Annotated in this window: 22 protein-coding genes and 1 pseudogene; 12 read left to right on the plus strand and 11 right to left on the minus strand. The window is 35.1% G+C overall.

From position 1 onward, the window contains the following. Positions 1-205 precede the first annotated feature (205 nt). From AC3G7N_RS02755 to AC3G7N_RS02770, 4 genes are all read right to left on the minus strand, one after another. Entirely contained in the window at positions 206-1,345 is a 1,140-nt protein-coding gene (locus AC3G7N_RS02755; RefSeq protein ID WP_489420618.1) for a S1C family serine protease, read from the minus strand. Between the two features lie 27 nt (positions 1,346-1,372). Continuing rightward, entirely contained in the window at positions 1,373-2,545 is a 1,173-nt protein-coding gene (locus AC3G7N_RS02760; protein WP_489420619.1) for a zinc ribbon domain-containing protein, read from the minus strand. Between the two features lie 483 nt (positions 2,546-3,028). After that, on the minus strand, positions 3,029-3,562 hold the full coding sequence (gene lepB / locus AC3G7N_RS02765; RefSeq protein ID WP_489420620.1) for a signal peptidase I: 534 nt from the start codon (positions 3,560-3,562) through the stop codon (positions 3,029-3,031). Positions 3,563-3,632: 70 nt separating this feature from the next. Further along, complete coding sequence (locus tag AC3G7N_RS02770; protein ID WP_489420621.1) at positions 3,633-3,980, minus strand: PilZ domain-containing protein; 348 nt, start codon at positions 3,978-3,980, stop codon at positions 3,633-3,635. A 177-nt stretch (positions 3,981-4,157) separates the two neighbouring features. Here AC3G7N_RS02770 and AC3G7N_RS02775 point away from each other — a divergent pair, with 177 nt between their 5' ends. Together AC3G7N_RS02775 and AC3G7N_RS02780 are read left to right on the plus strand one after the other, a co-directional pair. Next, positions 4,158-4,337, plus strand: a complete 180-nt coding sequence (locus tag AC3G7N_RS02775; RefSeq protein ID WP_489420622.1) for a Spo0E family sporulation regulatory protein-aspartic acid phosphatase — start codon at positions 4,158-4,160, stop codon at positions 4,335-4,337. Between the two features lie 373 nt (positions 4,338-4,710). After that, positions 4,711-4,869: an FbpB family small basic protein gene (locus AC3G7N_RS02780; protein ID WP_489420623.1), complete on the plus strand. Its 159-nt coding sequence runs from the start codon at positions 4,711-4,713 to the stop codon at positions 4,867-4,869. Positions 4,870-4,913: 44 nt separating this feature from the next. On the opposite strand, the gene AC3G7N_RS02785 is transcribed toward AC3G7N_RS02780, so the two are convergent. Beyond that, entirely contained in the window at positions 4,914-5,822 is a 909-nt protein-coding gene (locus tag AC3G7N_RS02785; protein WP_489420624.1) for a DMT family transporter, read from the minus strand. Positions 5,823-5,967: 145 nt separating this feature from the next. On the opposite strand from AC3G7N_RS02785, the gene AC3G7N_RS02790 reads away from it, so the two are divergent. After that, positions 5,968-6,300 (plus strand): hypothetical protein, encoded by a 333-nt coding sequence (locus AC3G7N_RS02790; protein WP_489420625.1) that lies wholly within the window; start codon positions 5,968-5,970, stop codon positions 6,298-6,300. A gap of 41 nt (positions 6,301-6,341) precedes the next feature. Here the strand turns inward: AC3G7N_RS02790 and AC3G7N_RS02795 are convergent, their stop codons facing one another. The 4 genes from AC3G7N_RS02795 to AC3G7N_RS02810 all read right to left on the minus strand — a co-directional run bounded on the left by AC3G7N_RS02795 (position 6,342) and on the right by AC3G7N_RS02810 (position 8,902). Beyond that, positions 6,342-6,563 (minus strand): hypothetical protein, encoded by a 222-nt coding sequence (locus AC3G7N_RS02795; protein WP_489420626.1) that lies wholly within the window; start codon positions 6,561-6,563, stop codon positions 6,342-6,344. Positions 6,564-6,780: 217 nt separating this feature from the next. Beyond that, on the minus strand, positions 6,781-7,266 hold the full coding sequence (locus tag AC3G7N_RS02800; RefSeq protein WP_489420627.1) for a YkyB family protein: 486 nt from the start codon (positions 7,264-7,266) through the stop codon (positions 6,781-6,783). Between the two features lie 120 nt (positions 7,267-7,386). Further along, positions 7,387-7,965: an SCO family protein gene (locus AC3G7N_RS02805; RefSeq protein ID WP_489420628.1), complete on the minus strand. Its 579-nt coding sequence runs from the start codon at positions 7,963-7,965 to the stop codon at positions 7,387-7,389. Positions 7,966-8,056: 91 nt separating this feature from the next. Next, entirely contained in the window at positions 8,057-8,902 is an 846-nt protein-coding gene (locus tag AC3G7N_RS02810; protein ID WP_489420629.1) for a metallophosphoesterase, read from the minus strand. A 136-nt stretch (positions 8,903-9,038) separates the two neighbouring features. Between AC3G7N_RS02810 and AC3G7N_RS02815 the strand changes: the two are divergent. Continuing rightward, a pseudogene (locus tag AC3G7N_RS02815) lies at positions 9,039-9,386 on the plus strand (SDR family oxidoreductase); the annotation flags it as partial. 254 nt (positions 9,387-9,640) lie between these two features. Here AC3G7N_RS02815 and trhA read toward each other — a convergent pair. Continuing rightward, positions 9,641-10,276: a PAQR family membrane homeostasis protein TrhA gene (gene trhA, locus AC3G7N_RS02820; protein WP_489420630.1), complete on the minus strand. Its 636-nt coding sequence runs from the start codon at positions 10,274-10,276 to the stop codon at positions 9,641-9,643. A 237-nt stretch (positions 10,277-10,513) separates the two neighbouring features. On the opposite strand from trhA, the gene cbpB reads away from it, so the two are divergent. The 3 genes from cbpB (at position 10,514) to AC3G7N_RS02835 (ending at position 12,868) form a co-directional block, all read left to right on the plus strand. Then, a complete protein-coding gene (gene cbpB, locus AC3G7N_RS02825; protein WP_489420631.1) occupies positions 10,514-10,969 on the plus strand; it encodes a cyclic-di-AMP-binding protein CbpB in 456 nt (151 codons plus the stop codon). A 77-nt stretch (positions 10,970-11,046) separates the two neighbouring features. Further along, positions 11,047-12,525 carry an MDR family MFS transporter gene (locus tag AC3G7N_RS02830; protein ID WP_489420843.1) on the plus strand — a complete coding sequence of 493 codons (1,479 nt, stop codon included), beginning with the start codon at positions 11,047-11,049 and terminating at the stop codon, positions 12,523-12,525. 100 nt (positions 12,526-12,625) lie between these two features. After that, entirely contained in the window at positions 12,626-12,868 is a 243-nt protein-coding gene (locus AC3G7N_RS02835) for a YkuS family protein (RefSeq protein ID WP_489420632.1), read from the plus strand. 39 nt (positions 12,869-12,907) lie between these two features. Here AC3G7N_RS02835 and AC3G7N_RS02840 read toward each other — a convergent pair whose 3' ends face one another. Beyond that, positions 12,908-13,750 (minus strand): mechanosensitive ion channel family protein, encoded by an 843-nt coding sequence (locus AC3G7N_RS02840; RefSeq protein ID WP_489420633.1) that lies wholly within the window; start codon positions 13,748-13,750, stop codon positions 12,908-12,910. A 320-nt stretch (positions 13,751-14,070) separates the two neighbouring features. Here AC3G7N_RS02840 and AC3G7N_RS02845 point away from each other — a divergent pair, with 320 nt between their 5' ends. The 5 genes from AC3G7N_RS02845 to AC3G7N_RS02865 all read left to right on the plus strand — a co-directional run bounded on the left by AC3G7N_RS02845 (position 14,071) and on the right by AC3G7N_RS02865 (position 20,284). Then, a complete protein-coding gene (locus AC3G7N_RS02845; protein ID WP_489420634.1) occupies positions 14,071-14,613 on the plus strand; it encodes a peroxiredoxin in 543 nt (180 codons plus the stop codon). Between the two features lie 102 nt (positions 14,614-14,715). Beyond that, positions 14,716-15,168 carry a TlpA disulfide reductase family protein gene (locus AC3G7N_RS02850; RefSeq protein ID WP_489420635.1) on the plus strand — a complete coding sequence of 151 codons (453 nt, stop codon included), beginning with the start codon at positions 14,716-14,718 and terminating at the stop codon, positions 15,166-15,168. A 161-nt stretch (positions 15,169-15,329) separates the two neighbouring features. Then, positions 15,330-17,081, plus strand: coding sequence for an ABC transporter ATP-binding protein (locus AC3G7N_RS02855; protein WP_489420636.1), 1,752 nt, complete (start codon positions 15,330-15,332; stop codon positions 17,079-17,081). Positions 17,082-17,192: 111 nt separating this feature from the next. After that, positions 17,193-18,935 (plus strand): ABC transporter ATP-binding protein, encoded by a 1,743-nt coding sequence (locus AC3G7N_RS02860; RefSeq protein WP_489420844.1) that lies wholly within the window; start codon positions 17,193-17,195, stop codon positions 18,933-18,935. A 335-nt stretch (positions 18,936-19,270) separates the two neighbouring features. Continuing rightward, the gene (locus tag AC3G7N_RS02865) at positions 19,271-20,284 is read left to right on the plus strand and encodes a cytochrome d ubiquinol oxidase subunit II (RefSeq protein WP_489420637.1); all 1,014 of its coding nucleotides are present in this window, start codon (positions 19,271-19,273) and stop codon (positions 20,282-20,284) included. Positions 20,285-20,303: the final 19 nt, after the last annotated feature.

Consider the following 20,303-nt stretch of genomic DNA (forward strand, 5'->3'; position numbering starts at 1 on the left):
CCTCCTAGACGTTTACAGTTATACTATATGTAAACTTAGACGAAATGTATGGACGTTTTAATCAGTTTTCGTAATAAATAGGGATAGAAGCACATTATCTAGGAATATGGATAGGGAATTTGTAATGGATCAACAGCCAAAATACCTTTAGTAGATAGTGTTACGTAAAAACCCTAACCAATAAAATTATGGTTAGGGTTTTAGTTTATTTCTCAACCTGTGATATGTTGAGTATTTTCAACTGGTCATTTTCATATCCGACTGTAAAGTTAAATTTAATAGTTGCTTTAGATACCTTTTCTTCATTAGGCTGTTTGACAGAATAATTCACTTTTACAGTTGTTTCCACTTGACCATTACCTGTTAAACTGGTTGTGAATTCATTGAAATTTAAGTTTACAACATGAATATATTGTTCTCGAAAAGCAGAATAGGAGGTTTTCCCCTGCATTTCACTACCTAAAATAGTGTAGGCACTAATGTAATCTCGAATCAAAATGCTATCAAGAAAATAATCGATTAAATACTCCGCATCTTCTTTGTATGCAGCTTCATCAATATTGTTTATAATCTCTGACGGAGTTGAAAAGTCTAAGTTATCCGTTTGTGCTTCATTAGACCATTGCTCAATTTGATCGATTACATTTGCTAGTGGAATACTAAAACCAATCGTCCCATCCTTAGTACCAACTGAATTTATGCCAATAACTTTGCCAGTCGCTCTATTTATAAGCGGTCCGCCACTGTTACCATGCGTAATCTGTGCGGAAATTTGATAGACATTTTCATAGTCATATCCATCAACCGAAAAGTTTCGCTCAGTCCCAGATATTATGCCAAGTGTAACGGTGTTTTGAAACCCATGGGGACTTCCAAGTGCTATTACTTCATCGCCTATATCTGCTTTGACTTCTTTCTCAATCTGAATGGGGGACTGATTAGCCATTTGCGGAACTCGAATTACTGCAATGTCTGTTTCTTCACTAATGCCGACAACTGCAGCAGGATACACTCGTGCGTTCGATGTTCGTACATGAATGACATCAGCATTCTTTACAACATGAGCATTCGTAATGATATCTCCCTTTTCGTTATACAAAAAACCAGAACCAGTGACCGTGGTCTCTTCATTAACACCTTCAATCTGCATTACATTTTTTTCAGCTTTATGAATGATTGACTTAAGGTTTAATGTTTGAGGTGAATTATTAATTTTATTTATACCGGAATTACTGACGGATATTTCAACTGCATACCACTGGTTATACATTGCAAAAATACTGATTCCACCAATAATAACGATAATAACAGTAATGGCAGTTGGTATATATTTATTTTTCTTCAAGGAAGTTCACCCCATTAGTTGTGCACATTATTTATCTGTGTACCATTTAATTTTAGATACTTCTACCTTTAGTTCTTTAGCTTTATTGTTTACTTCAAAGTGGGTGAATTCAAATTCACCGGCCTCATTTGGATAAAGTGTATCTGGGAATACATAAACCTCATTTGATGTAAATTTTTCGCCCTCCCTTGTTAGTAAATCATACTCAACTAATATGGTATTGATTGGTATGGTTGCAATACTTTTCACTTTTCCCTTCACAACGAGTTTTCCCTGTTCGTCATTAAGAAGTTCAACATTTGCTAATTCGACAGCGTCATTCTTGTTTTGTTTTCGTTCTTTTTCAGCAGTACTAATTGCTGTCTCAATACGACGTTGTTGGGCAGTTTCAAATGCAATTCTTTCGCTATCTATTGCTGTTTGTAAGCTATCTAGCTTTTCAGAATCTGGAGCGTAGATTAACCCATCACTAACAAGTGCCTGCGCATCAGAAAAATGACGTTTTTTCAGCTGTTCACTTGCCCTGGAGTAAGTATAGTTTATTATTTGATTGCGAATATTGGTTGTAATTTTTTCAGCTTCGTTACTTTTAATGGATTCTGCTTCCCAAAGTAAAACTTTTAATTCGTTCATCTTAGGTTCTTTTAGTAACTGACTTTTTAATTGTTCTACTTTAACGGTATTTCGTGTCAAAACGATCTCATTAACTAGTTTTTTCACAACTGACCCATTGTAATTTTTTAGAGATGATTCCGTTTCAACGATAAGGCTAAGTGCTTTCTGATATTCCTGCTTTGCAAGGTGTTTCGCTGCGTCATCGAGTTTAGATTGAATGAGGATAGCTTTATCCATAAGTTCAATTGCATTTGAAGCTTGCGGGAAATTTTCTTTTTGTTCTAATGCTTGCTCAAAAAGGTTCTTCGCTACCTCGTAATTTCCTTTTTGAGCATTCTTCTCACCATTAGAATACATTTCCTTGGCTTGTGCAGTCTGATTTTCTAAAAATAAGTAAAAAACACCAATGGATAAGGTCAAAAGAAAAATAATTATCAATGGGAGAAACCAAAACTTTTTTGATCCTCTTGAAACATTCAATCGGTTATGCATATCTTCAGGCAAATGTTTTCCACATTTTATACAATAGGATTCATTATCCTGTACTTTAGTACCACAATAAGGACAGTGAAACAAAACTGTCACCTCTTTCGTCTAAGGTGTTGAAGTGTAACGTTATTTAGTGAAGTGATGGGGGATATATCGGGCATTATGAATAACCGCCGTTCTAAAAAATATTGGCAATTCTGTAAATATATCCGCCATTCAATTCTCATAGATGATTAGTCATCGTTGCTTTTCTTTTTCATTTTAACATATTTTTGCTTTATTTAGGGTTGGTAAATTGGTATGATAGTAGGGAAGTGTTAATTGTTTAATTTAGTACATAATATAGGCGTACTTATATCAAGATGGGGAGGTGCATTACTGTAATGGAACTAGCATTAGGTGTGATTTGTTTTGCAATTCTTGCTCTAAACGTTGGGTATTGTTTCCTAGATAATGAAAAGTAATAAAAATCGTGCGCGGTAAGATGACTTATCGCCATGGAACAAGGAAACACAATGAAAACTGGAGCAAAAAATAATAGAAAAGGGCCAGACCATTGTTTAAGTCTGACCCTAGTATTTATTTAATCATAGACCATTCATCAAATGGATAAATGACAAGCTCAGATCGGCCTACAATATCGTCTGCATTGATAAAACCTAATCCATTTCTACTGTCCTTACTGATTGCTCTGTTATCCCCCATGACGAAGAATGAGTCTTCTGGAACCTCTATTGGACCAAAATTCCCCGTATGATTTAAAGCTTCATTACTAATAAAAGCCTCATCATATTTTTCACCATTAATATATAATTGGTGATCTTGGAATTTCACTGTTTCTCCAGGTAAACCGATAATCCGTTTCACATAGTTTTTAATTGGCCGCTTGATAATCACTACATCCCCACGTTCTGGCTCGTCAACAAGATATATAAGTTTGTTGAAAATTACACGTTCTCCATCTTCTAGAGTAGGAACCATGCTCTCACCTTCAACTATCGAGGTTGCGAACACGAATGTACGCAGAAAAAATGCTAATAATATTGCTATAAATATTGCTTTTCCCCACTCTAACCATTCATTTTTCTTTTTATGCTTAACCAACTTGGACATCCTTTCCTTACTTAAACCCTTTGCGATAATCGTAACATATTATGCAGTGGATATTAGAATATAATAACCGTTATGACTTCATTCTTTTTAGTTTCTTAAGGGACTGAATCATTGTAGCGTGATAGGCTTCGTCCGTATTTAAATGTATTCCCATTTCATAAGATGTTTTCGAAGGCTTCGTCCAACTTATTATGCCCGTTGAATCAAATAATGTATCATCAATCATAAATGACAATTTAATTTGACTGCCACTTTCCAACCGGATATTATCCTCACAATAAACTTTTGCGCCATTCTTACTGACATCTAATATGGAAACATTAATTGATGTACGGGTAATATTAGCTGATTCACACAGTTTTCCAGGGATTGGTTGGCCAAATGAAAAACGAAACGCTTCATTTCTTTTGAAATACAAGTTAATCACCTACCTATTCATTATAATAAAGGTATCATTTTAATGGAAAATATTATAGTCTTTTGCCTTATTATAAACAACAGCTGTATCTAGTTATTATACAAAACTTGGCAAACCTAAACGTACGTGCTAAAGTTATATCAGCTATGTGTAAGAGGAGGTAACCATTTAACCGAGATGAGTACAATAGACAAATTGCTAAGAAGAATTGAGTTTCTGCGTAACGAAATGACTAAGGTTGCCTTTAAAAAAGGGTTTACAAGCCAAGAATCTATTATTATTAGTCAAGAGCTTGATAAATTATTAAATTTATATGATAGTATCCAACGAAAAGAAGTAAATAAAAAACAAAAATAACAAACTCTATTCAATGTGTATAGAAAATTTTGTGTCTGGGATATATCCTGATGCTAAAATAAATTATGGATAATCCCTTTCAGCTGTTCGCCCAGCAAAATGTATATCTAACTTTTTGTGTAAGAAGTTCTCCGACCAAAACCTTTGTGTAAATACCACCACACTATATGTAGACTAACAACAGCATGTACTCTTCACCAAATTCGAACCTAATACCCAATTTAAAAGATGACATTATTTTAATGAGGTTCCCACTATGCTTTTATACTCCAAATATAAAAAAGATTATTTCTTCACAAAATGTTCAAATAATTTCGATTCATTCAAAGAAATTAGGGTATAATGATACTAATATAGTAAAAGGAGTGAGGATATGCGTCCCAAGACTCAGAACTTTGAAGATCTTGTAAAACAATACAAGCAAGAATTGTTATCAAATGAGAAAGAATTATCACAAATTGAAATTCGGCTTGAAAATAAACAGACCAAAAAAGAACAAAAAAAACCAAGACGATTTTCTTTTTATGATTAGGTGAAGAAGTAACGAGGTATGAGCAAAAAATGGAGTGATAGAAACTATATCACTCCATTTTTCCATGTAGAATTAGTATTATTTTTTGTGAAAAGTTGAATTAAAATAATTGATCCGATAATACAAGTCATTCCAATCATTTGTATATAGGAAAAAGCTTCATTGAAAACAATGATACCAATAAAGGTTGCAACCAACGGCTCGACCGTCGTAAGAATGGATGCCTTTGAGGCTTCTGTTTGATGTAAGCCATATGTATAAATAATGTATGCAAGTGCTGTAGGTAAGAGACCTAATCCAAATGAATAGAATAAAACAGCAGGATTCATTAATAAGTGAAATTTTGTCTCGTATGGAAAAAAGGGCAGTAAGGCTATACTTGCTATGATAAATGTGTACACGGTAATGCTTAAACTAGTATATTTTTTCAAAGCGTATTTGCAGAAAATACTATAGAGTGCATAACCTATCCCAGATCCAAGTCCAAAAAGAATGCTGTTAAGCTGCAGGGTTTGCGTATTAAGAGGTATGAGACTAACGATTAAACAGGTACCAAGAAGCGTAATTACTAATGCAGCTAATTTAACTCTCGTTAGCTTTTCTTTAAATAAAACGAAGGAAAGAAGTGTTACAAATGATGGTGCAGTGTAGAGCAATGCAGTTGCAAACGGTATCGTTGATAATTCAATTGCAGTAAACAAACAATAATTGAAGAATATAATACTTATAATTCCAGTTCCAATGAAATACTTAATATCTTTAAAAGAATGCAATGCTAACTTTTTTGGTGATTTTATCAGTATGTAGAAGAGTAAGATGAAAGCCGTTGTTAATACGCGTAAAGTTACTACTTCCATTGGGGTGAATCCAAAGTCGTACAGGTTTTTAACAAACCAGCCAATGGTTCCCCAAAGTGCGGCGCCAAGCATAATAAATAGATAAGCACTATTCAAGGCTACATTCCTCCTTCTGTCAAACACTTTGAAGACTTTTCAATTGTACTCATTATACCAAATTACCGGTATTAAATTAACGAAAAGTTTAGAGGTTACAAGTTGTGGTGATAATAAAGGTAACTGAAAGGGTGGGAGGAGTATCATGGAACAAATAGTATGGTCGTTATCTTTCATGAAAAATAGCCCATACGGCTTAATGACATTGATTGTGATCGGAACATTAATTTGCTATCTTTCTATAAAACCACTGATACATTGGTTTGTGACGTTAAAGCAAGATCGAATATTAAGTTACATTATGTGTAGCTTTATTATATTAATCTGTACAATTTTAATAGGGTTCCTATTTTTTCAATCAGACTATGTATATCTTATAAAGATTACGTTACTATGTATGGCAGTTTTTGGTGGTATTCTAGTTATTGTACGGCTATTACATTTTATTTTCCAAACCGTATTTATGAAGAATGTATAGTAAAACCCCGTCAACTTTATTTGACGGGGTTTTTGAGTTACCTAGCGTTCCTCTTTTTCAACTATACCAACTTCTGATTGCACCTTTTCTAACCAACGATATACCAATGCATAATGTTCCTCCGGTGCCGGTTGATTGACCGGTGCATGCTTTAAAATCAAAGCTTTTTCTGTTTCGGAAAGCTTTTCATATTTATCTTTCAACGTATGTGTTTGATCCGCATAACGGTGTAGTTCATAGACAAAATCTTTTAATTCTATCATGATGGTGCCTCCTTTTACTATACTAGTACCTTTCATGATAAAAGCTAAACATTAGAAAAACTCACCATTAGTTTCTCGTCATTAATAGCGAATGGCGAAGTTTTTCTTATATCGGCGTTTCTTTAAAACTTATATACCATCCTTACGTGTAAAAAACCGCAACTGTTTACTGGTTGCGGTTTAAACTAGTTCCAGCCTGATTGCTGGTGTACATTTCTTATGTTTCAAATTTTCGATAAGGCTTTGTTGGTGGCCATTCCATTTTCCCTAAGGATGAAGGGGTATAGTAGGAAGAAGTATATTTCTTGTTTTTAGGTTTTTTTTCGGGTTTCGGTGTAAAGTTAATGTATTGATAAACTACTTTTTTTGCTTGTGATAATGACATTTTTGTTTGAGGGTTTCGGTATGATTGATCCAAAGTACCTAGGTGTTCAAGCTGATTAAAGTCATTTTTTTCTGGAGGTATATGAAAATAGTAGTTATCCACTTTTACGAGTAATGTAGAGTGTTGATTACTGAATTTCGGATGGTCAGAAAAGTGAAGTCCAATCTTTTTTGCTTGATCTTCTGCCAACAACTTCTTAATTGTTTCTTTTTTAATGTAATATAGATGTTTAGGCTCTGGAGCAGTTTTTGCATGTCTATTAATGGTATACAATGCCATCGCAAGCTCAGCTACAGAAGTTGGTTTTGCTTGATTCATTGTTTGTCCTCCTCCTTTCGATTTATTATGTCAATTCTATACTATCGCAAAGCTTGTCCATTTACAATAAGTGAAAGCAAAGAAAAAGAAACTAGAATTAAAATCCAGTTTCTTTATGTACTACTTTATTTCTTTAATATCTTCTACAATTTTATCCATTTCTGCTGCCTTAGTTCCTGAATAATAATTAATAGCAGTTCCTTCTGGGGATACGAGGTAAAAGCTAGTACCGTGCATGAATTGATTAGAATCAGGAATTTTTTCTAATGCTGATTTAAAAGACTTTATTGATAGTTCTTTAATCGTTTGAAAGTCATAACCCGTCAGGAAATGCCAATTATCAAAGGAGGCTCCTCGTGCTTGACCAAATTCTTTTAATGCAGCTTTCGTATCATGCTCAGGGTCAATACTAAATGAAATCAATTGAACATCCTCAAGTCCAGCTTCTTTTAATTTTTCTTGTAGTCTAGCCATGTTTGCTGTCATTGGTGGACACACTGTTTCACAATTTGTAAATATAAAATCGGCTACCCAGAAGTTTCCTTCAAGACTATTTTGAGTTACTTTCTCACCATCCTGATTTGTAAAAGCAAAATCTTGTACTTCAGAAGTAATATTGCCTTCATATTCTTCGCCACAAGCTGTAAGTATAAGAACTAGCATTAATATCGGAAAAGCTATTTTAACCTTTTTCACCATATATGTACCCTCCATATTAACAAAATCGTATCTAGCGTAGCACTTTTCTACTGAAAAAACTATGGATAAAGTGTTACACATGTGATTGTTTCTATTTGCTTTGTAATGTATACACATATATTTCTGGTTTACACAGAAACCGATACGGTAATCTTGTTGTTCCTATACCTTTTGTAACATATAGAGTTAAATGATCCAGTTGATATTTACCCTTCACGTATTTTTGCGCATATAATGGTGTATACAAATGCCCGATAATAGGTAAACGCACCTGGCCACCGTGACTATGACCGGATAACTGCACATCCACGTGATAATTAACCGTTTTATCTGCAAAATCTGGTTCATGTGCAAGTAATAGTGTGAATAGCGAAGGGTCTGTTTGATTTAAGGTTTTTTCTAGATTTGGATCCCCTAGCATAACATCATCAATTCCAGCTACAACAAAAGATTCTTGTCCTTTTTTAATAGTAGCATGTTGATTTTGAAGTAAGTTAAAGCCAGCTTGATCCATTACATTTTTTACTATATTTGTACCATACCCGCCATGGTCATGGTTCCCGTATATCCAGTATTTACCGTACTTTGCATGTAATGATCCTAAAATGCGAATCAATGTAGTGTTCCAATTATAGTCATTGGGAGCATCAACTAAATCCCCCGTGAAGACAATTATGTCGGGTTTTTGATTGTTAATGGTTTGCGCTAATTTTTCTAATTGTTCAAGCGAGTAATGAAAACCTATATGTGTATCAGAGAACTGAATGATTTTAAAATTATTGAATTCAGGTGTAACTTTAGCTGAAGAAATAATCTCTTGATGGATATCTAATAAACCCGGTTCAATTTCACGAGCATAATAATAGGTTCCACCACTTAAACCGAGGAATGCTAAAAGACTACCAAATGATTTTTTTAAAAATGATCTTCTATTCATGTGGTCAAACCTTTCTAAAACTGATACTAGCATTATATCATGTATTTTGGCATTCAACATGACGTATTAATAGATGTAAATAAATCGTAATAGGGTATACTTATCTAAATTATCTGTTTACCTTTTGGCAGTAAACGCAACCTATGCTTGGAACGCTGGTGCAGGAATTATTTACTCATCTGCCGCAAAAGCGGGGGTACTTAATATGACGCGAACACTAGCAGTAGAATGGGGTACGCAGTATGGGATTCGCGTAAATGCGATTGCACCCGGACCTATTGAACGAACTGGTGGTGCAGAAAAATTATTTGAATCAGAGAAAGCAGCGCAACGTACAATCGATTCTGTTCCATTAAAGCGATTAGGAAAACCTGAAGAAATTGCAGAGCTAGCATATTTCCTGATTTCGGATAAGGCAGCATACATAAACGGAGAAGTTGTAACGATGGACGGTGGCCAGTGGTTAAATAAATTCCCTTTTTAATATAGAAAAGCGAAAGCGACTGGTTAGAAGCGGAAGCAAGAGCAAGGAACCGCAAAACGCACGGGTTTAGCGTTCTTAGTGTTCCTTGCTTTTGACGGCAGCTTCTAGGAGCCCTAGCTGGATCCAGAAAAGCGTAGTGGGCTTGCTAGCGGTGAAATGCGTAAGCAAGAGAACGTAGAGCACACGGTATAAGTTCTCGGAATCACGAACTTGCTAGACCGCAAAGCAGACTGTATATAGGTGCTTACTGTTTTCTAAATCACATAATACAAAATTGTAAAAAAGTGAAAAACCGACCCAGCTAACACAAATAAGTGCCATACTGCATGGTGATATGGAAAGCCACGCCAAACATAAAAAACAGCACCTACAGTGTAAAAAACACCGCCAATTAGTAAGAGTAGTAAGCCAGTATCATTAAATGCTCTTATCAAAGGCTCCCAGGCAAAAACAATGATCCATCCCATTAAGATATACAATAATGTTGACATCACGATAAACTTTTTTACAAAAAACACTTTAAATATCACACCAAGTAAAGCAACTCCCCAAACAATACTAAATAATACCCAACCAATTTCACCACGAATAGCAACAAGTAATAGTGGTGTATATGAACCAGCAATAAATAGATAAATGGACGAATGGTCAAAAATCTGAAAGATATCCTTCCATTTACCCTCTGGAAGGCTGTGTACAATTGTGGAACATACATACATAAAAAACATGGTCGACCCAAATACAGTAACTGAGACGATATGCCAAGGATTACCGTTACTAGATGCATCTAAAATTAGTAGTACAAGAGCAACTATACTTAATAATGCACCGATCCCATGGGTGATAGCATGAGCAATTTCTTCTCTTCTTGTAAATGTGTGTATTTCCATGTCAAGACCCCGTTCCATTGTGATAGGTAATTGTTATATTAAATTGAAAGTAAACCATGAATTCATGTTATATCATATACAGGTATTAGCTCAATATAAATTACTTGTCCAAGTGAAAAAATTATGTTTCTATACTTCTAATTATGGTAAGCTAATTATGTAGATAGTTATTATTTACTCCTTTTATGTGGAATAACTCCCTCCAACATTTTTGACTAGTAAAAAGGAGCGTTTTTAATGAGCACATTGAAAGATAAGCAATTAACAGATATCATTGTTGATGATTTATTAATTTCTTCTGAGAAGGTAGCACATGTACAGTTAAATAACCCACTTGAACATGCGCTGCTTGTTTTGGTGAAATCAGGGTATTCTGCTGTTCCTGTTCTAGATTCATCGTACAAATTGGTTGGTACGATTGGTAAAACTGTCATATTGAATCAAATATTAGGGCTTGAACGTATTGAATTTGAAAAACTTTCTACTATGCGTGTAGAAGAAGTAATGAATACGGATATTCCATTTTTAGGAATAAACGATACGTTTTTAGATGCATTAAAAGCAGTCATTGATTATCCATTTGTATGTGTAGCCAATCAGGAAGGTTACTTTGATGGAATAGTGACTAGACGCACAATTTTAAAACAAGTCAGCCGAGATATTTATACAAAAAAACAAACAACTGAAAAATGACTATCCCACCCTTGCCATTGTATTGATGACAAGGGTGGTCTTATTAATAAATTGAATAAAAGCAGTGATATATAATGATGGATAATAAGAAAGAGTTGAAGCGTCCTCTAATAGTGGTATCGGTCATGTTAGGTATGTTTTTGGCTGCAATTGAGGGGACCATAGTTGCTACAGCAATTCCTAGTATTGTAGCAGATTTGGGTGGGTTTTCTTTATATAGTTGGGTTTTCTCTGCATATTTATTAACCAATGCAGCAACGGTTTTGGTATTCGGAAGGCTATCTGACATTTTTGGAAGAAAACCAATCTTTGTAATTGGTGTCAGTATATTTTTAATTGGCTCCATATGTTGTGGTCTAAGTACGTCCATGTTCATGTTAATTCTATCGCGATTTATTCAGGGTCTAGGGGCCGGTGCAGTAATGCCAATTGCGACGACAATCGTTGGCGATATATATGACAAAAATGAAAGAGCCAAAATACAAGGCTATCTGGCTAGTGTGTGGGGTATTTCTGCCATATCGGGACCACTTTTGGGTGGTCTGTTTGTTGATTCATTAAGCTGGAGATATATCTTTTGGATGAATATTCCCCTTGGACTTCTAGCCATGCTTGGAATTATTTTTTTCTTACATGAAGGTATTGAGAAAAAAGAGAGATCAATTGATTTTGGTGGGTCTATTTTAATAGTAATTACTGTAGTTTCTATGATGTTTATATTGGTTGAAGGTGGAATAGGAATTCCGTGGAGGTCACCATTTATGGTTTGTTTACTTTTACTTGCAGTAGGCGGATTCATTTTCTTCCTATTTCATGAGAAACGCGCTGAAGCTCCAATGATGCCCTTTGATATTTGGAAGGATAAATTGATACGTGTAGCAAATCTCACAACGTTACTAACAGGCATGATATTAATTGGGGTATCAAGCTATTTACCGGCATTTGTTCAAGGAGTTATGGATCAGTCTGCAACAGTGGCAGGATTTACATTGACTACGATGTCGATTGGATGGCCAATCTCATCGGTCATTGCTGGTAGACTGCTTTTAGTCATCGGATACCGAAAGACTTCTTTAATTGGGGGAATCGCGTTAATTATTGGCGCAATCTTCTTTTTTATGTTAACTCCTGAGATGGGTCCAATTTGGGCTGGAATAGGTTCCTTCTTTATTGGTATCGGAATGGGAATGACTAGCACTTCATTTATTGTAGCGATTCAAGATACAGTAAGTTGGGAAAGAAGGGGAATTGCTACTGCTGCTAATATGTTTATGCGGTCACTAGGTAGTGCAATAGGTGCTGCATTACTCGGTGGAATATTAAATAATCGAATTAAGACACTTATCACTACAAACGGAATTGAAAATAAAGTATCAGTTGATGCAACTAATCAGTTATTATCTTCAAATCAACAACAGAATCTTTCTAAACAGGTCAAAAGCGTACTGGAAGATGCGTTAACATCTGGTTTGCATTACGTTTATTTAGGATTGCTGATTTTAGCAGTTATAGCCTTCGTATTAATTACATTACTTCCTAAAAAAGAAAGTAATTAAAATACGTTACCAAATGTTTCCGCTTTCATTGTATACCTTTTTACTTTTTGTAAAAACTACATAGGAGTAATTTTCTAATGTAGTAGAGGAGGTAATAGGTATGGCGCGAATTGGCGTTGAAGGAACACTTACAGATGTTAAAGAAGCACTAAAGGAAAAGGGCCACCAAGTAGTAGATCTGCACTCTGAAGAGGATGCAGGTCAATGTGACTGCTGTGTTATCTCAGGCCAGGATAAAAATGTAATGGGAATGTCTACAGCTAGTATTGCTGGACCAGTTATTAACGCAGATGGTTATAATGCGGAAGAAATCTGCCAGATGGTTGAACAAAAACTTCAATAAGAAAAGAAAACCCAGCTCAAAATTGAACTGGGTTTTCTCCTATTTAGATGCTTTTTCTACATTCACTTGATGCGGATATGGAATGTCAATTCCAGCTTCATCAAAGGCTAATTTGATTTGTTTGCGCATAGCGCGTTCACACGCCCATTGTAAGCCGTTTTCAGTTTGACCGACAACACGTAGTACAATATCTGATGCTCCGATTCCTTGAACCCCTATTGCATTCGGGCCATCCTTAAAGCGTTCGTCCTCTTGGAATTCAGCACATACCCGTTCTAAAACTGTTATGGCTTCATCAATGTTGTCATCATAGCTAATACCAATATCAACTAAAGCACGCATATTTCCGCGTGAGTGGTTAGCAACGCCTTCTAACAGACGATTAGGTACAAAATTAAGTGTACCATCGAAACTGCGGATTTTCGTAGTTCTTAAGCCAACTTCCTCGACAATTCCATCGTAGCCACCAGAAGTGACATAATCATCGATTTCCATTTGACGTTCCAATAAAATGAAAAAACCTGTAACAATGTCACTTACAAGACCTTGTGCACCAAATCCTATTGCTAGTCCAACTATCCCAGCTCCAGCTAGAAGTGGAGCGATAGGTATGGCAAAGACCGCAAACAACATAACAATGAAAATGAATATCATCACATAGGAAAATACGTTTACTAGTAATTTTTCTAATGTTTTAACACGACTTGGTGATAGCTTTTCATGTTTGCCTACCCTTTGTATAGATTTTTCAATAACCTTTTTACCAATTGGAACAAAAACAATAAAAGCAATAATTAATAATAGGATCTTTAATCCAATTGGTAATGCAATAGATAAAATTCCACCTATATCGAAATTTAATCCTTCTTTGAAAATATCCATGTATAGTCTCCTTTCTTGTAAAAGATTGTACTGTATTCGTTTTTTATCTTATCGGAAGCTTAAAAGCAATTCAAATAATATCCTTTTGTGTCAGGTAATTCTTCATAATAGACACCAATTGCAATTAAATGTTACGTTATTAGTTGTGTAACCTTTGTTTTAGAGTCATTATGTCTGGTTATACTTATAAACAAGTGACTGATATGTGACGGGGTAATGTCCCTTTTTAAATTAATTATTATTTAATATTGACTAAAATTAAGAGGTTGCCTATAATCGTTTATGGATATAGTTTAATTAATATGATGGAGGGATTATCTATGGCAGAAAGAATGGTAGGAAAGCAGGCACCACGATTTACAATGGATGCTGTAATGCCTAATAAAGAATTTGGAAAAGTAAACTTAGAAGAGAATATGAAAGATGATAAATGGACAGTCCTTTTCTTTTATCCAATGGATTTCACATTTGTATGTCCTACAGAAATTACTGCAATGTCAGATCGATATGACGAATTTGAGGATCTAGATGCAGAAGTAATTGGTGTATCAACTGACACTGTCCATACACATAAAGCGTGGATTAATACATCGCGCGACGATAATGGATTAGGTGAGTTACTCTATCCATTAGCTGCTGATACTAACCACGTTGTTTCACAAGACTATGGTGTGTTAATAGAAGATGAAGGTGTAGCTTTACGTGGATTATTTATTATTAATCCGGAAGGCGAGCTTCAATACCAAACTGTTTTCCATAACAACATTGGCCGTGATGTTGATGAGACATTACGTGTATTACAAGCGCTTCAAACTGGTGGACTTTGCCCAGCAAACTGGAAACCAGGTCAAGAAACACTTTAATAGATAATTTAGCGTATCATATAAATGTTATTAGCTGACTCTTTAATAAGGAATATTGCTGAGTCAGCTTTTTTAGGTAAAACAACATTGGAGGTAGAACTTATGCGATTACGTGCACAGATGCCCGATTTAGACGGAGCAACAAAGTGGTTCAACAGCAATGAGATTAGGAAAAGTGATTTAATTGGGAATAAACCTACATTAATTCACTTTTGGTCCGTGAGCTGTGGATTATGCAAAGAAGCAATGCCTAATGTAAATGAATTCCGAGATGAATATAAAGATGAATTAAATGTTATTGCTGTTCATATGCCACGATCTGAAAAAGATTTAGACTTAGACCAAATCAAGGAAGTAGCAGGGGAACATGATATTACGCAACCAATTTTTGTGGATAATGAACACAAATTAACAGATGCATTTGAAAATCAATACGTTCCTGCTTACTACGTTTTTGATTCAGAAGGTAAATTAAGACACTTTCAAGCAGGCGGTGGGGGCATGAAGATGCTTCGTAAGCGTGTTAACAGAGTGTTAGGGACTAATGAAAAATAATTATATTAATCAAAACGCTTCTACAGAGGATTGTAGAAGCGTTTTTTTATGTCCAAAAAAATAATTATGAAAAACTTTAAAAAATTGAGTAAAAGGAGTAGATATTTATTTCGGAACCCGTTATATTAGTAATTACGGAAAACAATCAAAGGAGGTAAACCATGGATATATTTAAAAAACTAAAGCAATTTTATTGGCCCTATAGGAAGTACTTTTTTACTTCGTTAGTCTTTCTAATCATTGTTACTGCAATTACTGTAGTGTATCCAATCATATTACAAAAAACGATAGATGAGGTAGTCATTAAAGACCGATATTCACTCATACCATATATCGCGATAGCATTTTTATTTGTCATGATTATTAAAGGATTTGCAACCTATTTTCATCAATACTTAGGAGAGCTATTTGGTATCCAATCTGTTTATACACTAAGGGATGCATTATATGAAAAGCTACAAGTGTTATCATTTAAATATTATGATAACGCTAAAACTGGTGATTTAATGTCAAGATTGACTGCTGATGTGGAAGGTTTTCGCTTTTTCCTTTCTGCCGGATTTTCAGAGCTAATTCGTATAACACTTTTAATTGTTATAAGTTTAGGTGTTATGTTGTTTTATTCTGTTCCACTTACGCTTGTTACAATGGCTGCTATGCCATTTCTTGGTATTGTCGTGTATAAATTTGATAAACGTGTTCATCCCGCATTTAGGGGAATACGAAAATCATTTGGAAATTTAAATACACGTGTTCAAGAAAATATTAGTGGGATGACTACTGTAAAATCCTTATCTCGTGAAGATTTTGAAATTGGTAGATTTTCATCAAACAATGATAACTATCGTCAACATTATTTAAAAACGTCAGGAATATGGGCAAAGTTCTTTCCGCTGATGGAGTTCATTGGGAATGTATGTGCTGTTGCATTATTAGCGTTTGGTGGTTACTTAGTTATTGAAGAAAGACTAACTTTAGGTGAATTGGTCGCGTTCTTCAGCCTCATTTGGTATATCTTAGGACCATTGATGAACTTAGGATTTGTTATTAATTTATTTTCACAATCAAAAGCATCGGGAGAACGTCTAATTGAAATTCTAGATGCAAAAGAAGATGTAGTTGAAAAAGATCAACCAATCGATGTTCCAATTAGAGGCCACGTTACCTTTAACGAAGTTACGTTAACCTATACAGAGAATGATGACTCTGCACTTAAGAATATCAGTTTTGATGCTCCACCAGGTAAGGTTGTAGGATTGATTGGGGCAACTGGTTCTGGTAAAACAAGTATTACACAACTGATAACACGATTTTATGAACCCGAAAAAGGTAATGTGCTGGTCGACGGGCTACCTGTTGAAAATTATAAATTAAAATCCCTACGCAGTAATATAGGATTCGTTTTACAGGAATCATTTTTATTTTCAACTAGTATTCGAGAAAATATCGCCTATGGTAATCCAAACTTAAAGGATGAACAGATTATCGATGCGGCAAAACGGGCTCAAGCACATGATTTTATTATGGAAATGCCTAGAGGGTATGACACCATGCTTGGTGAGCGTGGTATGGGATTGTCAGGTGGTCAAAAACAACGTATCGCTATTGCACGGGCCATTTGTATCAATCCCAGTATTCTAGTTCTTGATGATGCTACATCAGCGGTAGACATGGAAACAGAGTTTAAGATTCAAAAAGCACTAAAAGAAGTAATGAAAGGCCGTACAACATTTATTATTGCACACCGTATATCTTCTTTGAAGCATGCCGATGAAATAATAGTGTTAGAGGATGGAGAAATAGTTGAAAGAGGTAAACATGATGCGTTAATAAATATCCGTGGCGTCTATCAACGTATTTATGATATTCAGTATCAAGATCGAGATGCAATTATGAACGTAGCAAATCATTAAGGGGGGATAAAAGTGGCTAAATCAACAGAAGAGGTTAAAAAAAGTCGTCATTCGAAACGATTTCATTATACCGTTGATCAAGCAATTGATAAACAGTTTAACTGGAAGCAAATGTTAAGATTATTAGCTTACTTAAAACCATATTCGAAAACTTATTTACCTGGTGCAGTTATTGCAATGCTAATCTCTACAGCAGTTCGTTTAATTGTTCCGATAATAATTGGTAAAGTCGCGATAGATGTTGCTATTGGCAATAAGGATACGGGTTTATTGACCTATTTGGTGGTCATAATCGGTGTACTTTATTTAGTAAATTATGTAGGTAATATTTATCGAATTAAGTGGGTAAATATTTTAGGGCAAAATGTAATTTTTGATTTACGGAAACATCTATTCTCACATGTACAAAGATTATCACACCGTTTTTTTGATTCTAGGTCAGCAGGGTCTATATTGGTTCGAATAATGAATGATATTAATTCCTTACAGGAACTGTTCACAAACGGGATAATCAATTTGTTAATGGACGTTGTAACACTTATTGGAATTATTGTTATATTACTTGTAATCAGTCCAAAACTAGCACTGGCTATCATGGTAATCATACCAATTATGTTCTACATCTCAATCAAACTTCGTCGTAATATTCGCAGATCCTGGCAGGATGTACGTATTCAACAATCGAGGCTGAACTCACATTTAAATGAAAGTATGCAAGGCATTCGTATTACTCAGTCATTTTCACAGGAAAAAGAAAACGCTGAATATTTCAATGGTATTAACTTTGACAATTTTGACAGTTGGCGTACAGCAACAAAAAAGAGTGCCTTATTTCGACCATTTGTGGAAATGAGTAATGCAATAGGTACAATAATTTTAATAACATATGGTGCCTATTTAATTCTTCTCGGTGTTGAAAATGGTGGAATTGATATAGGTACATTCGTAACCTTTGCGTTTTTCCTAGGTATGTTCTGGGAACCGATTTCTCGCCTTGGTCAGATGTATAATCAATTGCTAATGGCAATGGCGGCATCGGAGCGAATTTTTGAATTTCTTGACGAGCAACCAAACGTTGATGAAAAGGAAAATGCCTATGAATTGAAGGACATGAAAGGTAATATTGAATTTGATCAAGTTCAATTTTCTTATGATTCCGATCGAATAGCCTTGCATGAAATATCTCTCGATATTAAGCAAGGCCAAACGATAGCGCTGGTAGGGCATACCGGTAGTGGTAAATCTACCATAGCTAATTTGATTAGTCGCTTTTATGACCCTACAAAAGGGGCAGTTAAAATTGATGGGCACGATTTGCGTGATGTGCGCTTAAATACGTTACGCCAACAAATTAGTGTTGTGTTACAGGATACATTCATCTTTTCGGGTACAATTATGGAAAACATTCGATTTGGTCAGCCAGATGCGACCGATGAACAAGTGAAGGAAGCTGCAAAGGTAGTTGGTGCTGATGAATTTATAAAGCGACTTGCAGATGGATACGCGACAGAAGTAGAAGAACGTGGTAATATTCTTTCTGCAGGAGAGCGACAGCTTTTATCGTTTGCCCGAGCATTATTAGCGGATCCCCGAATTTTAATTTTAGATGAGGCTACAGCTAGTATTGATACTGAAACGGAAGTTAAAATTCAAGCAGCATTGAAACGTTTATTGAATGGAAGGACAGCGATAATGATTGCGCATCGTCTTTCCACTATCCGTGAATCCGACATGATCTATGTACTTGAAAACGGTAAAGTCCTTGAAAATGGAGACCATCAAGAGCTAATGGAATATAAAGGAGAATACTTTGACTTAGTCAAATCACAATTTCAAATGTTAGATGTGATCTAGTAAGAAAGACGTAGTGGGCTTGTACTCGCGGCGAAATGCGTAAGCAGTAGAGCACACGATTTTAGTGCTCGGTGTGTCAATCGCTTACGTCGCAAGCCTACGGAGCTATATAGTAAGAGAAAGGTAAGTCTACGATAGTAATTACAAAAACCAGTCCGGTTTGGAAGTAGGGACTGGTTTTTTTGTCATATAACTGTCATTTTCATTTGTGATTTTTTCGGAGAAAGGGTATATACTATGAGTGTAATAAGATAGAAACGAAATATAATACTACTAACACTTGTTCAGTATTGAGCATAATTTAAATATATCCAACCTTAAAAGGATGATGAATAATGAGCTATGAAGTCATTGGAATAACCGTGTTATGGTTCTTTTTATATGGTTACTTAATTGTGGCATCTATTGATTTTGGTGCAGGTTTCTTTGCATACTATGCCAAAATCACAAAAAAAGATCATATCATTAATCAGCTAATATCAAGGTATTTGTCACCTGTGTGGGAGGTAACTAATGTATTTTTTGTATTTTTCTTTGTTGGGTTAGTAGGATTCTTTCCAGACACAGCCTATTATTATGGAACAGCCTTGTTGATTCCAGGCAGTATAGCAATTATTTTACTCGCTGTTCGTGGCTCATTTTATGCCTTTGAAAACTATGGTTCGAAAAAAAGCAATCTTTATATGTTCTTATATGGTGCAACCGGACTGCTCATACCAGCTTCCTTATCGATAGCATTAACATTATCAGAAGGCGGATTCATCGTAGAAACAAATGGTGTTGTATCACTTCTTGTTACAGAACTGTTAACAAGTCCTTATTCTTGGAGTGTAGTATTTTTAGCGATTGTTTCCGTATTGTATATTAGTTCTACTTTTTTAACCTTTTATGCAGCACGAGCGAATGATAAACCAGCACTAAAAATTGTAAGAGGATATGCATTGTTTTGGAGTGTGCCAACGATCATTGCTAGTTTAACGACCTTTATTGCATTGAGTCAACACAATGAGCGACATTATGAAAATATGCTTGATCTTTGGTGGATGTTTGGTTTGTCAGTCGGATTCTTTATGATTGCTATGTTGTTAATATTTCAGGAGAAGCTTTATGGATTGGCGTTTATATCAGTAATGCTACAGTTTTTCTTTGCCTTCTTTGGATATGGTAAAGGGCATCTACCGTACATATTAGATCCATACATTACCATTTATGAGAATGCTACACAAGAATCAATGGGAATCGCTCTGATTGCGGCCTTTATAGCGGGACTTTGTTTATTAGTTCCGTCTTTAGTGCTATTAATGAAAATGTTTTTATTTGACGCGGACTATGTTAAAGGAAAAAAATAACCTATACATTTTCCTTCCC

It is taken from the genome of Virgibacillus carmonensis, from assembly GCF_057836705.1.

Coding starts and splice junctions, on each gene's coding strand:
- lepB (WP_489420620.1), bottom strand. CDS start 3,562: ATGTCCAAGTTGGTTAAGCATAAAAAGAAAAATGAATGGTTAGAGTGG.
- AC3G7N_RS02775 (WP_489420622.1), top strand. CDS start 4,158: ATGAGTACAATAGACAAATTGCTAAGAAGAATTGAGTTTCTGCGTAAC.
- AC3G7N_RS02780 (WP_489420623.1), top strand. CDS start 4,711: ATGCGTCCCAAGACTCAGAACTTTGAAGATCTTGTAAAACAATACAAG.
- AC3G7N_RS02790 (WP_489420625.1), top strand. CDS start 5,968: ATGGAACAAATAGTATGGTCGTTATCTTTCATGAAAAATAGCCCATAC.
- AC3G7N_RS02795 (WP_489420626.1), bottom strand. CDS start 6,563: ATGATAGAATTAAAAGATTTTGTCTATGAACTACACCGTTATGCGGAT.
- AC3G7N_RS02800 (WP_489420627.1), bottom strand. CDS start 7,266: ATGAATCAAGCAAAACCAACTTCTGTAGCTGAGCTTGCGATGGCATTG.
- AC3G7N_RS02805 (WP_489420628.1), bottom strand. CDS start 7,965: ATGGTGAAAAAGGTTAAAATAGCTTTTCCGATATTAATGCTAGTTCTT.
- AC3G7N_RS02810 (WP_489420629.1), bottom strand. CDS start 8,902: ATGAATAGAAGATCATTTTTAAAAAAATCATTTGGTAGTCTTTTAGCA.
- trhA (WP_489420630.1), bottom strand. CDS start 10,276: ATGGAAATACACACATTTACAAGAAGAGAAGAAATTGCTCATGCTATC.
- cbpB (WP_489420631.1), top strand. CDS start 10,514: ATGAGCACATTGAAAGATAAGCAATTAACAGATATCATTGTTGATGAT.
- AC3G7N_RS02830 (WP_489420843.1), top strand. CDS start 11,047: ATGGATAATAAGAAAGAGTTGAAGCGTCCTCTAATAGTGGTATCGGTC.
- AC3G7N_RS02835 (WP_489420632.1), top strand. CDS start 12,626: ATGGCGCGAATTGGCGTTGAAGGAACACTTACAGATGTTAAAGAAGCA.
- AC3G7N_RS02840 (WP_489420633.1), bottom strand. CDS start 13,750: ATGGATATTTTCAAAGAAGGATTAAATTTCGATATAGGTGGAATTTTA.
- AC3G7N_RS02845 (WP_489420634.1), top strand. CDS start 14,071: ATGGCAGAAAGAATGGTAGGAAAGCAGGCACCACGATTTACAATGGAT.
- AC3G7N_RS02850 (WP_489420635.1), top strand. CDS start 14,716: ATGCGATTACGTGCACAGATGCCCGATTTAGACGGAGCAACAAAGTGG.
- AC3G7N_RS02855 (WP_489420636.1), top strand. CDS start 15,330: ATGGATATATTTAAAAAACTAAAGCAATTTTATTGGCCCTATAGGAAG.
- AC3G7N_RS02860 (WP_489420844.1), top strand. CDS start 17,193: ATGTTAAGATTATTAGCTTACTTAAAACCATATTCGAAAACTTATTTA.
- AC3G7N_RS02865 (WP_489420637.1), top strand. CDS start 19,271: ATGAGCTATGAAGTCATTGGAATAACCGTGTTATGGTTCTTTTTATAT.